At 46.3% G+C, this 12,233-nt stretch carries 12 protein-coding genes; 9 read left to right on the top strand and 3 right to left on the bottom strand.

What is annotated here, in order from left to right:
- Positions 1-22 precede the first annotated feature (22 nt).
- The 9 genes from ACF8EG_RS04940 (at position 23) to ACF8EG_RS04900 (ending at position 6,996) form a co-directional block, all read left to right on the top strand.
- Positions 23-562, top strand: coding sequence for a DUF2271 domain-containing protein (locus tag ACF8EG_RS04940; RefSeq protein WP_005479631.1), 540 nt, complete (start codon positions 23-25; stop codon positions 560-562).
- A gap of 15 nt (positions 563-577) precedes the next feature.
- Complete coding sequence (locus ACF8EG_RS04935) at positions 578-1,408, top strand: DUF4198 domain-containing protein (protein WP_029802954.1); 831 nt, start codon at positions 578-580, stop codon at positions 1,406-1,408.
- Positions 1,409-1,450: 42 nt separating this feature from the next.
- Entirely contained in the window at positions 1,451-1,771 is a 321-nt protein-coding gene (locus ACF8EG_RS04930) for a hypothetical protein (protein ID WP_069504988.1), read from the top strand.
- Positions 1,768-2,322 carry a DUF6162 family protein gene (locus ACF8EG_RS04925; RefSeq protein ID WP_025552081.1) on the top strand — a complete coding sequence of 185 codons (555 nt, stop codon included), beginning with the start codon at positions 1,768-1,770 and terminating at the stop codon, positions 2,320-2,322. Before ACF8EG_RS04930 ends, ACF8EG_RS04925 begins: the two co-directional genes overlap by 4 nt.
- Before the next feature lie 22 nt (positions 2,323-2,344).
- Positions 2,345-3,271: a metal ABC transporter substrate-binding protein gene (locus ACF8EG_RS04920; RefSeq protein WP_069504986.1), complete on the top strand. Its 927-nt coding sequence runs from the start codon at positions 2,345-2,347 to the stop codon at positions 3,269-3,271.
- A complete protein-coding gene (locus ACF8EG_RS04915; RefSeq protein WP_069504984.1) occupies positions 3,271-4,005 on the top strand; it encodes a metal ABC transporter ATP-binding protein in 735 nt (244 codons plus the stop codon). The genes ACF8EG_RS04920 and ACF8EG_RS04915 overlap by 1 nt, the downstream gene beginning before the upstream one ends.
- A complete protein-coding gene (locus ACF8EG_RS04910) occupies positions 4,005-4,880 on the top strand; it encodes a metal ABC transporter permease (protein ID WP_005479618.1) in 876 nt (291 codons plus the stop codon). Before ACF8EG_RS04915 ends, ACF8EG_RS04910 begins: the two co-directional genes overlap by 1 nt.
- Positions 4,881-4,915: 35 nt before the next feature.
- Positions 4,916-5,785 (top strand): ABC transporter substrate-binding protein, encoded by an 870-nt coding sequence (locus ACF8EG_RS04905; protein ID WP_005497850.1) that lies wholly within the window; start codon positions 4,916-4,918, stop codon positions 5,783-5,785.
- 215 nt (positions 5,786-6,000) lie between these two features.
- Positions 6,001-6,996: a porin gene (locus ACF8EG_RS04900; protein ID WP_005497853.1), complete on the top strand. Its 996-nt coding sequence runs from the start codon at positions 6,001-6,003 to the stop codon at positions 6,994-6,996.
- A 208-nt stretch (positions 6,997-7,204) separates the two neighbouring features.
- Here ACF8EG_RS04900 and ACF8EG_RS04895 read toward each other — a convergent pair whose 3' ends face one another.
- From ACF8EG_RS04895 to speB, 3 genes are all read right to left on the bottom strand, one after another.
- Complete coding sequence (locus ACF8EG_RS04895) at positions 7,205-9,370, bottom strand: S9 family peptidase (protein ID WP_069504982.1); 2,166 nt, start codon at positions 9,368-9,370, stop codon at positions 7,205-7,207.
- A gap of 326 nt (positions 9,371-9,696) precedes the next feature.
- A complete protein-coding gene (gene emrD / locus ACF8EG_RS04890) occupies positions 9,697-10,902 on the bottom strand; it encodes a multidrug efflux MFS transporter EmrD (protein ID WP_005459347.1) in 1,206 nt (401 codons plus the stop codon).
- Positions 10,903-11,312: 410 nt separating this feature from the next.
- Positions 11,313-12,233: an agmatinase gene (gene speB / locus ACF8EG_RS04885; RefSeq protein ID WP_005393578.1), complete on the bottom strand. Its 921-nt coding sequence runs from the start codon at positions 12,231-12,233 to the stop codon at positions 11,313-11,315.

Genomic DNA, 12,233 nt, shown 5'->3' with positions numbered 1-12,233 from the left:
AGCCAGTTGTAGAGAAAAGCTTATGTTGAACACAGGCAAGTTACTTCGCCAAAACCTATTTTGCAAAGCGGCGTTGGTAGCGGCTTTAGCACCATGGCCAGTTTTGGCTGCGCCTTTACCTGATGCTGCCAAAATCGACTTTGAATTTGAATTGCCGAAGATCGATACCTCAATGTACGCCCGTCCTTACGTCGCAGTGTGGGTTGAAGATGAACAACGTCAATCCGTTAAAACCATTCAGCTTTGGGTCGGTAAGGATGAGTGGCTCAAAGACATGCGCAGCTGGTGGCGAAAAGTGGGTCGTTATGATCGCGATCTGATTGACGCTGTGACGTCTGCGACTCGCCCTGCTGGGCAGTATCGATTTGTTTGGGATGGTACTAACGACGCAGGCGAACGCCTCGAGCAAGGTGACTATACCTTACATGTTGAGGTCGTTCGTGAACACGGTGGTCGCAACTACTTGCGCCAAAAAATGACATTAGCGGACAGTGAGGTGCGCTACCAACTCAAACCAACTCAAGAGACGGGGGTCATCACCGTCAATTACCAAGTTAAGTGATAGAAGGACACAACAATGAAAACCAAAATGAAAGCAGTGGCGTTAGCAAGCGTAATGGCAATGGGAATAGCTGCAGCGACAACGGCACAAGCGCATCCTCGTTGGGTTTTGCCTTCACACTTTACCGTTTCTAAAGAAGGTGGTGATTGGCTCACGTTCGATGTGACCGCTTCTCATGGCACATTTGTATTCGATAAGCCAGCAGGTAGCGAACAAGCTTTTGTCATCATGCCGGATGGCCGCTCTGAGCGCCCGAACTTTGTAATACGTGGTAAGCGTCGTTCGATGTTCGATTTCTTCTTTGTTGAAGAGGGCACGCATAAGGTTGCGATCAACAATGAGCCGAGCTACTACACCCAGTACAAAGCAGGTCGCCGCGATACTGTGAAGTGGGTTAGAGCCAATAAAGCTGAGCGCGCTGATGTGCTACCAGAAAAAACGCGTGATGTGGTGACTCAGCTAAGCTACACCCGCGCAGAAAGCTACATCACGGTCGGTAAACCAACAGAAAAAGCGTTAGAAATTGAAGGCAAATTGCTAGAGCTAAAACCGCTGACTCACCCATCTGACATCATTGAAGGTGAAGCGGTGACGTTCCAGTTCTTCTTCGATGGCAAACCTCAACAAGGTGTGACGGCAGAGATCACGCGTGAAGGTACGTTGTATCGCAACCATCAAGAGCAAATTGACGTGGTGAGTGATAAAGACGGAAAAATTACTTTTACGCCAGACGTGGCAGGGCGCTATCTAATGAAAGCGAACTACAAAGGTGAGTTGAACAATCACCCATTAGCTGACAAAACCAGCGCGAATGTACACCTAACGTTTGAAACTCTACTCAACTAATCGAATTAGGCTCAGCAAGCGCTGAGCCATTTTGGAATCAACATGAACAACACTTCTATTCTTAAAGCTGCTCTGCTATTGGCTGGATGTTCTTCCTTTCATGCTTCTGCTCACTTTCCTCTAATGAGTTGTCATTTATCTCAAGATAAAGTGATTTGTGAAACTGGCTACTCTGATGGCTCAACCGCGATTGATTACGATGTCGAAATGTACGACTACGAAGATAACCTCATCGCCAAAGTCAGAACAGACAAGCGTTCTATTGCCGAGTTTTCTCATCCAGAGACTGATTTCTACTTGGTTTTCGATGCCGGTCATGAAAGCCCAGTTGAAGTGGATGTGGTTGAGCTGAAAGAGAAATGATCACACAAAAAGTTCGTCCCGATAACGGTAGCCGAGAAGGAAAATGGGTGGCACTTACCATCGCTGGTATTCTTGCTTGCGCCAGTGTTTTGATGCCTCTGCACCAAGTTGATTCTCCCCATTCTGAAGTGCTTTCTCATCAAATTCGAATCACGGACTTGCGCCAAGAAGAGCTCGGTTTGATTGCCGAGCTAAAACTGGCGCATGAAGAACTGCGCGATTTACACGCAGAGTCCGGTACTTGGCCAGATACGGAAGAGATGGCGTCACTGTGGATTGCGCCCTTTGTTCAAGATCAAAACTGGAAGCGTAAAGGTTCGCATCAATGGCAGAGCATTGGTGACGGGATCTACTTGGGCATCAGACAGAGTGATCAAGGGGCGGCTTCAATGATTCTAGATAGTCGTCAAAGCCACGCCGACATTTGGCTAATTGATGCCCATGGTTTTGCGCCAACCCCAACATTGAGCGAAGAAAGCCATCGCCATCAACAGGGGTGGCAACAGCTAATTCTCTCTTCTCCATCTTCTGCTCACCCTTCGCACACTTAACTCAATTCAAAGAATACATATTATGATCACACGTTCGCTTTTACGTTCCATGTTTGCATCTTGCGCTTTATTGGTCGCTAGCACGTCCAGTTTCGCGAGTGACAAAATGAAAATTGGTATCACGCTTCAGCCTTATTTCAGCTATGTGCACGCTGTTGTTGGTGACAAAGCGGAAATCTTGCCGCTGGTGGATGCTGGCTTTAATCCTCATAACTACTTACCGCAACCGAATGATCTAAAACGTCTTAATGAAATGGATGTCATTGTGGTGAATGGTATTGGCCATGATGATTTTGCATTGAAGGTGATCAACGCATCGCAACGCGATGATCTCGTTGTCATTGAAGCCAACAAAGAAGTTCCGCTATTGCCAGCAATGGGACAATCAGTCGGGCAAGGCGCGGTGAATCCACATACGTTCGTTGGGCTCTCAACAACGATTCAAAAGGTTTATACCATCGCGAGCGAGTTGAGCAAGCTCGACCCTGACAATGCCGATTTCTACCGTAAAAACGCGCGTCAATACGCTAAAATTTTTCGCATGATGAAACGTGATGCCATGTTGTCGTTGGGCGAATTGGACACGGCGGGAATGAAGGTTGCGACAACGCACAACGCATACGGCTACATTCTGCAAGAGTTTGGTGTGGATGTTGCCGCAGTGATTGAGCCAGCTCATGGCGTGGAGCCGAGCGCGAGCCAACTGCAAGAGACGATCGAGAAGATCAAACGATCTGGCATTGATGTGTTGTTTTACGAGCTGAATATGCCAAATCGCTTTGTTGATACCATCGAAGAAGCGACAGGAGTTAAGCTCTACCGTTTTTCTCACATGACGCATGGGGAATACGAAGCGAACAAAGTGGAAGTTGAGATGCGCGAAAATGTTGAGACCTTAATTGAAGCGATGAAGTTCGTGGCAAGCAAACACGCACAGGAGAAAGCGTAATGCTTGGTCCTTCTATTTCGATAGATAATTTAAGTCTCCAATACGGTGACAACGTGATATTGCAGAATGTTACTACAACCTTCGAGCCGGGCAAGTGCCATGTGATTATGGGTCCAAATGGTGGAGGAAAAACCTCGTTGTTGCGCTCCGTACTTGGACTTACGCCTTTTACTGGCGACATTTCCGTTCACTGGCCGAGTAAGACTCACAATAAGCTTGGCGGAAACGTTGGTTATGTTCCTCAAAAAGCGATGTTTGAAGCCAGCTTACCGCTAACGGTGATGGATTTTGTGTTGCTGAACCAAACACGAATCCCACTATTCTGGCGCCGTAAAACCAAACAAACACAACGTGCGTTGGCGCAATTAGATCGCGTCGGCATGGCCGCTCGCTCAGATCGTCGTATGGGGCAACTTTCTGGCGGTGAGCAACAGCGTGTGTTGTTCGCTCAGGCTTTGTTAGATGACCCAAGCTTGTTGGTGTTGGATGAGCCTACAACAGGGATGGACGAGCAAGGTGTGCGTTACCTTGAAGGGTTGATACATGAAGTTGTCGCGCAGGGCAAAACGGTGTTAGCGGTTCATCATGATGTCACTGCGGTGCGTCGCTTGGATGCAGAAGTGCACGTTGTTAACCGTCAGATTGTGGCGTCCGGAAACCACTCGGATGTTCTGAGTCCAGATCGTATTGAAACACTATTTAAGCACTACACAACCAAAGCGGAGGCGGCGTAATGGAGTGGTTACGAGCACTGGCGGTGAGTGGTGTAGATGCTGGATGGTTGAGCGACAGCTTTGCGTACGCTTTTATGGTGAACGCGATGGTCGCTGCGCTGATTTTGGGGCCGCTACTCGGCGGGCTGGGCACATTAGTGATTGCTAAGCGTTTGGCGTTTTTCTCCGAAGCAGTAGGCCACGCAGCACTGACGGGTATCGCTATTGGTGTTTTACTTGGTGAACCGCCAGAAAACCCAATCATAGGGTTGTTTAGCTTTTGCATGATCTTTGCGTTGCTGCTGCACTTCGTGAGAAATCGCACCAATGTACCTTATGACACGTTGGTCGGTGTATTTCTGGCGTTAGCTCTGGCGGTCGGGGCGGCGTTGCTGATGTACGTCGCACGTAAGATCAACATACACATGCTAGAAAACGTACTGTTCGGTTCGATTTTGACGGTGACCGATAGAGACATCACGTTGCTTGCAGTGAGTTGCTTGATCATCCTGCTGCTGCTGATTCCGACATTTAATCGCATTTTGCTCACGTGTATCAGCCCAGATATTGCTCGCGTGCGTGGCTTCAATACCAGCTTTTACGATTACCTATTCGTCATGATGATCACTTTAGTGACGATCGCCGCAGTGAAGATCATTGGTGCCGTGTTAGTAGGTGCCCTGCTGTTGATCCCTGGTGCGACAGCTAGGTTGCTCACCAAGCGAATGGGAAGTTTTGTATTGCTTTCTTCTCTGCTTGCGACGGTTGCTTGCTTGGTTGGCACCATATTGCCAATGGAGCTCGACTTACCGGTGCCATCGGGCGCGTCGATCATCATTGTTTCCGCTGCTTTCTTCTTAACTGCAACGGTTTATCGAATTATTCGTAAGGCGTGAGCACGCTTTTACATACCCAACTTAAGTATCTCAACATGAAAATGAAAACTCTTACTTTAGGTTTAGGATTGATGGCGATGAGTACATTGTCATCATTGGCGATGGCCAAAGATATTTTAACCAGTACCCCTGTGACTTACATGCTGTCAGAGCAATTGATGAAAGGAACGGGCGTGGAAACCACATATCTGCCTCCCAAACGCTATGGCATTGAACGCGTGGCGAATTGGTTCGCCACTAAAGGTGCAAACCAAGTTTCAGAGGCAGGAAAGAGCGCAACCGTGGCCATCACCATGAGAGCCATTTGGGACCAAGACCCGACGTATGTCTACGCACGGCAAGGCAACATTCGTTTGATCGAAATTGATGCTTCACAAGCGATTTCCCCTAGAGCTCAAGGCGTTGCGGCCTTAAAGCTGGAAGATGGAGCCACATCTAAATACGTTTGGTTGAACCCAAGTAATTTAATTCGTATGACAGCGATTGTCGGTGACGATCTGCAAAAGTTGTATCCGCAGTTCCAAGAGCAAATCCAAAGTAATCAACAAGCATTAATGCTTAGCGTGCGTGAGTTGATTAACCAACAACAAGCAGTGATATTTGAAAAAGAGATCGATTCAATCGTGTTGATGAGTGAATCACTAGAAGATTTTGCTTCAGGAAACCAACTTTTTGTCGTCAAACGTCAGTTCAAACCAGAGTTAGAATGGAGTGAAAAAGACAAACTATCTTTAAAAGCTCAGTTTGAACAAGATAAAACACTATGGTTGGTGACGGATAAAAAACCATCAAAAATCTTAACTTCTTTGGTATCACCGGATCGCATACTGCAAATTGATAATATTGACCGCTGGGGCAGTAAGGGTATCAAAACTGAGAAGCCACTCGCACGGTGGAAGATGTAACACGTAAAATGCCACAGAAGTAATGATAGGGAATGAAAAGTTCCCTATTTTTTTGTGGTGTAGATCAAAAATTGAGCACAAATAACACCAGTTGCATAAGAAAGTATTTGTTTCATTTATATTTCATTACTACTTTGTTATCTGTTCGTTGCGAACGATTCAGTTTTATTCTGTTTTGAAACGAACCGGTACAAACAACTATACGGATGTTAACAATGAAAATGAAAACTCTAGCCGTTGCAGTGGCGGCACTAGCATGTGGTTCACAGGCCTTCGCAGCAGAAGTTTATAACAGCGATGGTACATCTTTATCGATTGGCGGTCACGTTTCTGTTGGCGTGGGTGAGTATTTCGAAGATGAAGTGAAAGTTCACCAAGTGTCTCCGCGTATCAACGTGGCGGGTAAAAAGGACATTGGCAACGGTGTTACTGTAGATGCGAAAGGTGAGTGGGCTCTTAACTACCTTAACGGTGGCGATCAGTCATTCAAAACTCGTCTAGGTTACATCGGCGCAACTCACGAGCAACTTGGTCGTCTTGTTGTTGGTACACAATGGGCACCATACTACGATGTTGGTGGCGTTGCGGATTTACCAATCGCGTTTGCTAACGATTTCTTGTACGACAACCACGGCAACCTAGGTACTGGTCGTGCAGACAAAATGGTTAGCTACCGCAAAGGTTTCCAATTTGGTGAAGGTTTTGCTTTCAACCTAGGTCTAGGTTGGCAAGGTGAGCAAACTTCAGACGCAACAACTTACGAGCAACGTGGTCAAATCGCACTTAGCGGTGCGGTAGCAGGTTTCGGTCTTGGTTACGTATACAGCGGCGGTGATGTTAAGAACGCAGCTCTAGGTACTAAAACAGCTGAATCACACCTATTCTCTGTAAATTACGGTGAGTACGGTTCTGGTCTATACGCAGCTGTTGTTTACGGCATGAACGATTACTTCTACGAGATGCGTGAAGAGACATCTCAGCTTGAAGGTCTGTTGGCGTACGGTGTAAATAACTGGACGTTCAGCGTTAACTACGAAGGCGTAGAAGACGACAAAGACAACAAGACAGTTAAGAGCGAAACAGCACTACAAGCTGAGTACTCAGTGACTCCTTCGTTCGTTACTTTCGTTGGTTACCAATTCGACCTAGGTAATGACTACAACAACGAAGAGAACGATTACTGGACTCTAGGCGCTCGTTACTACTTCTAATAAATAGGACAGTTTCTACTGCCTAAACACATTTATTGTGTTAACGCCTACTCGTTGTGAGTAGGCGTTTTTCTTTCCGCTTTGGTGGTGATTTCCCCCTAAGCTGGTGGAATGAGGTTTAGGCTTAAATTGCTTCTCTGCTTCGAGAACGTGTCCAAACAAAAATGCCCGCAGTGTGCGGGCATTTTTATGAGTGGCGTGTATATGCTTATTTTTTATCGAGCAAGTCGAGGAAGAACGCGTATTCCAGTGCATCTTCTTTCAAACGTTTGAATCGGCCAGATGCGCCGCCGTGTCCTGCTTCCATATCGGTTTTGAACAACAAGACGTTATCGTCGGTTTTTATTTCACGAAGCTTGGCTACCCACTTCATCGGTTCAAAGTACTGCACTTGAGAGTCGTGTAAGCCTGTTGTCACCAACATGTTCGGGTAGTTTTGCGCTTTGACATTGTCGTAAGGCGAATAACTCAACATGTAGTCATAGTATGTTTTGTTGTTCGGGTTACCCCATTCATCATACTCATTCGTGGTGAGTGGAATCGATTCATCAAGCATCGTTGTAACAACATCGACAAATGGAACATGTGCGCCAATACCGCGATACAACTCAGGGGCTTGATTAATAATGGCACCCATCAATAAACCGCCAGCAGACCCACCAACGGCGAAGACTTTGTCTTTCGCGCCGTAGCCTTGCTCAACTAAACCTTTAGTCACATCAATAAAGTCGTTGAAGGTATTCTGTTTGGTGAGTTTTTTACCATCTTCATACCAAGGTCGGCCTAGCATTTCAGAACCGCGAATGTGAGCGATTGCAAATACAAAACCACGGTCCAACAGACTTAGTCGTGCAGAGCCGAACGTCGGTTCGATGGTCGCACCGTAAGAGCCGTAACCGTATTGGTAAAGCGGATTTGTACCATCTTTCTTAAACAAGTCCTTACGATACACCAGTGACACAGGGACCTCTTTTCCATCACGTGCTTTGATCATGATGCGCTCTGATTGGTAGTTATCCGCATCAAAGTCACCCAATACAGGTGTTTGCTTCATGATTTCAGATTCGCCCGTTTTCAGATCGAAGTCGTAGTAGGTTCCTGGAGTAGTCAAGCTACTGTAGTAAATGCGAACTTTTTTGTTATCCAGTTCGAAGTTGCCTGTTAAGTATGCCGCGAACGCATCGTCATTAAATGTGAGCGGGAATTCTTTTCCTGTTGAAAGCTGACGCACAGCGACGCTCGCTAGACCGTTAGAGCGCTGCTCATAGACGAGGTGGTCATCGAATAGCTCGAAGTCAACAAGTTGAGTATTGTCGTCTGCGGCAATCACATCTTGCCATTTAGAACGATCGTGCATCTCCTCTTGCTTAACTTTCATCAAACGGAAGTTGACGGCTTGATAGTTGGTATAAATGTAATACCAATTGCCTAACTTGGAAATGCTGTATTCAATGCCATCTTCTCGAGGGTAGAACGGTTCCGCCTTCGCTTTAGGATTGTTCGCATCGATGATGGAGACGCCGCTTGTCTCTGTACTCGAATGCCAAATGTAAACCTCGTCACCATCTTTGCTTTTGCTTAGTGAGGTGTAATAGGCGCTGTCGGTTTCTTCAAAAATCAGCTCATCGCTGCTTTGTGGTGTGCCTAATACGTGACGATAAACTTGATAGCCTAGCAAGGTTTGTGGATCTTTTTTGATGTAATAGAACGCGTTGTTGTCGTTCTGCCATGCGACAGCGCTTGACGCCCCTTCAATTTCATCTTGTAAGTAATTACCTGTGGTCAGATCTTTAATTTTAATGGTGTAAACACGGCGGCTTAATGTGTCTTCGCCATACGCCAATAAGTTTTCATTCGGGCTGACGTACAGGCCACCAATACTGAAAAATTCATGCTCTTTCGCAAGTTCATTGACATCTAAGATGACTTGTTTGTCTTTACCAGCAAAATCTTTCGCTCGAAGATGAACTTCGTACTCGTTATCTCCGGTAACTTCACTTGAGTAGAAGTAGTTTCCTTTACGCACAGGAACGGAGTTGTCGTCTTTTGCTATGCGACCTTTAATTTCTTCAAATAGCTCATTTTGAAGAGCTTCAGTGTGCTTGAGAACGGTTTCCGCATACTGATTTTCTTGCTCTAGGTGCTGCAAAATTTCTGGATCTTTACGCTCGTCGTCACGCATCCAGTAGTAGTTATCAACGCGAGTATCACCATGAATGGTCATCGCGTGAGGGATTTTTTTTGCAACCGGGGCTTGAGTTTGCTGAGCAACGATCTGTGATTGGGAATATTGAGTCATGGTTGGAGTTCCTTGATTGCTGCATCCGGCGATAAGCGCGACCGATACGGCCAACGTAGTTAAAGTGAAACGCATCTGTTTATCCTTATATTTTATACCTAAGTTACCTCATCCTGAGGGTATGGACCTTGGTTTCATTGAGAGTTTTCAGGCTGGCCACGCTTTTGTTTTAGAGAGCAGAAATGTGGTTCGAGAAGTGAATACTCTCACCATTTCTGAACGGCTCATTGTTGTGACCTGTTGGCTTGAAAACCCATTGTGTAAGCAACTGTTATTTTTAACAAATATCACTTCTAAAGTTAAATCATTCTCATCAATAAATAGAGGGAGTGTGATATGAAAAAAGGGACACACTATTTCGTGTGTCCCTTTTCAATGTTTTGGTCAGATTGAAATGTCGGTTAAATGACTTGTGGCATTTCGTTTGAGTGATCGTGCGCTCTGTGTACCCACAATAGGCCAAGCATCGCGACAATTGACATTGCCATCATCAAAACACCAAGCGGCATTTGGTTATGCGCTGGGAATAACGATGCAAGCAAGGTTGCAATACCTGCGCCCAAGTTCTGCATGCCACCCAGAGTCGCACCAGCTGTCCCCGCGTGGTAAGGGAACGGAGCAATTGCGCCTGTTGTTGCTGCAGGGAACAGAATGCCCGCACCTAGGAAATAAATAGTTGCGCCACCAATTAACGTCAGTGCAGTTGTTACGCCAAACAAGCCTGGGATTAATACGACGGCTGAACCGATAAAGATCGACACCAAGCCAACATTTAACGCACGACGCTCAGAGCGACGCTGCGCGATATAGCTAGACAAACCTGCTCCCACTAAGTAGCCCGGGATCGGCAAGATGAACAGCAAACTTACGGTAGTGGCTGGTAATGCCAATACACCTCCTAGCAATACCCCAGCTGCTGCTTCGAACACACCTACGCCAGCAAACGTCGCAACTAGGCAGATTAAAAAGCCTTGGAAGCGGCGGTCAGACAAAACGTGCTTGTAGCTTTTTGCCACTGGTTCGAACTTGCGTTTCTCTTTTGGCAGAGTCTCCATCATGCTGGTCATCATGGTAATCACCACCGCGATGCCGAACAGGGCTAGAAATAGGTAGCTAGAGCGCCAACCAAATGCTTCTGTTAGGTAGCCGCCAAGTACTGGTGCCATTAGTGGTGAGAAAATCACGCACATGCTGATCAAGCTGTTTGCACGATGCAGCTCAGCACCTTCAAAGCAGTCGCGAGTTAGAGTTCGTGACATCGCGCCGCCACAACCGATCCCCAAACCTTGAATGAAGCTACCAGCCAAGAACCACTCAAATTGATGTGCAAATAGCGCCACCAAAGTACCTAGGATGTAGATAAGTAGACCGACGATGATGATCGGTTTACGACCTAAGCGGTCTGATAGCGTGCCGTACGCAAATTGAGACAAGCCATATGGGATCAGGTAACAAGCCATCACTGCTTGAAGTGATGACGCAGATACCAAAAACTCACCCGCCATATGACCGATTGAAGGCACGTACATTGTCTGGGTCATTTGACCCACGGCAGTCAATATTGCGATTAAAAAGGTAAGTTTCGCTAATGGAAACGAGGCAGACATTTGCGTATCTCTCCAAAAAATTTAAGACGTAAAACCCCTTAGCTCTCCAAGTCGAAGTGCCAATTTATTGCTGGTGTTACGGGGTTATTTGCGCGAGATATTAGTGCTTGCCTATACAATTAGCAATCTAAAAGTGTGAACTTGAGCAAGATAAAAATCTATGATTTGGATTAGAAAAACTAATCATTATTTTGTGGGGTAAACGCATGATGCCATTTTCTCAATTAAGGGGAGGTTTCTATGTCGATTCGACATATGGTACTTGCTAGATCATTGGTTCTACTGATAAAAACAGTAGATGAGAAAGTGCCAATCTTTAGTGGGGGAAAAAGCGAATCTAGGTGAGGAAAAGGCTTAACAAGCCGCGATAAAGAAAAAGGGAGCCGAAGCTCCCTTAGAAATGATTATGTTTATTCGCGGCCAGATGCGTATGCGTAAAGCATTTCTAGCGCAATGGTTGCTCCCGCTAGTGCGGTAACATCACTGTGGTCGTATGGAGGCGATACTTCTACAACATCCATTCCCACGATATTCATGCCGGCTAAGCCACGAATAATTTTCAGCGCTTTGTCTGAGTTCAAGCCACCACAAACTGGTGTACCTGTTCCCGGAGCAAAGGCTGGATCCAAGCAGTCGATGTCAAAAGTAACATACACTGGCTTGTCTGCTACGGTGCGACGAATCTCTTCTAAGATCTCGTTCACCGACATGTCATTCGCTTGCATCGCATTAATCACATTGAAGCCGTGATCTTGCTGTTTGTACTCAGTACGAATACCGATTTGTACTGAGTTCTTCGCTGAGATCAAACCTTCTTTCGGCGCATGGTAGAACATCGTACCGTGGTCGTATGAACTGCCATTTGCGTAGGTATCCGTATGAGCGTCAAAGTGAATCAAAGCCATTTGGCCATGATGCTTTGCGTAAGCACGTAGGATAGGCAGTGTGATGAAGTGGTCTCCGCCCAATCCCAACATGGTTTTGCCGCTTTTTAGAATTTCACTGGTTGCCGCCTCTAGACGGTAAGTGAAATCTTCCGCATCACCGCAATCGAACACAAGGTCGCCCGCGTCGATCACTTTCAGTTTATCCAATACGTTGAAGTCCCAAGGGAACTTCTTACCTTCCCATGCCAAGTTGACTGAGGCACGGCGAATTGCATCTGGACCCATGCGTGCGCCTGGACGACCAGATGTAGCCATGTCCAGAGGAACCCCTAGCACCACAACGTCTGCGTCTGCCGATACCGGATTACGAATGTACGGTAGACGTAAAAACGACATAGAGTTGGAGTAAAGAGAATAATCGGTTTTAGTAAACAAATCATTCAT

Source organism: Vibrio sp. YQ_11 (assembly GCF_043103065.1).
Taxonomy (GTDB): domain Bacteria; phylum Pseudomonadota; class Gammaproteobacteria; order Enterobacterales; family Vibrionaceae; genus Vibrio; species Vibrio parahaemolyticus.
The sequence above is the reverse complement of the archived record's forward strand: the minus strand, read 5'-3'. Positions and strand labels throughout refer to the sequence as shown.

Excerpts from the sequence above, each read along its gene's own strand:
- ACF8EG_RS04915 (WP_069504984.1), top strand. The coding sequence starts at position 3,271 with ATGCTTGGTCCTTCTATTTCGATAGATAATTTAAGTCTCCAATACGGT.
- speB (WP_005393578.1), bottom strand. The coding sequence starts at position 12,233 with ATGAATGATTTGTTTACTAAAACCGATTATTCTCTTTACTCCAACTCT.
- ACF8EG_RS04930 (WP_069504988.1), top strand. The coding sequence starts at position 1,451 with ATGAACAACACTTCTATTCTTAAAGCTGCTCTGCTATTGGCTGGATGT.
- ACF8EG_RS04905 (WP_005497850.1), top strand. The coding sequence starts at position 4,916 with ATGAAAATGAAAACTCTTACTTTAGGTTTAGGATTGATGGCGATGAGT.
- ACF8EG_RS04920 (WP_069504986.1), top strand. The coding sequence starts at position 2,345 with ATGATCACACGTTCGCTTTTACGTTCCATGTTTGCATCTTGCGCTTTA.
- ACF8EG_RS04935 (WP_029802954.1), top strand. The coding sequence starts at position 578 with ATGAAAACCAAAATGAAAGCAGTGGCGTTAGCAAGCGTAATGGCAATG.
- ACF8EG_RS04895 (WP_069504982.1), bottom strand. The coding sequence starts at position 9,370 with ATGCGTTTCACTTTAACTACGTTGGCCGTATCGGTCGCGCTTATCGCC.
- ACF8EG_RS04910 (WP_005479618.1), top strand. The coding sequence starts at position 4,005 with ATGGAGTGGTTACGAGCACTGGCGGTGAGTGGTGTAGATGCTGGATGG.
- ACF8EG_RS04940 (WP_005479631.1), top strand. The coding sequence starts at position 23 with ATGTTGAACACAGGCAAGTTACTTCGCCAAAACCTATTTTGCAAAGCG.
- ACF8EG_RS04900 (WP_005497853.1), top strand. The coding sequence starts at position 6,001 with ATGAAAATGAAAACTCTAGCCGTTGCAGTGGCGGCACTAGCATGTGGT.
- emrD (WP_005459347.1), bottom strand. The coding sequence starts at position 10,902 with ATGTCTGCCTCGTTTCCATTAGCGAAACTTACCTTTTTAATCGCAATA.
- ACF8EG_RS04925 (WP_025552081.1), top strand. The coding sequence starts at position 1,768 with ATGATCACACAAAAAGTTCGTCCCGATAACGGTAGCCGAGAAGGAAAA.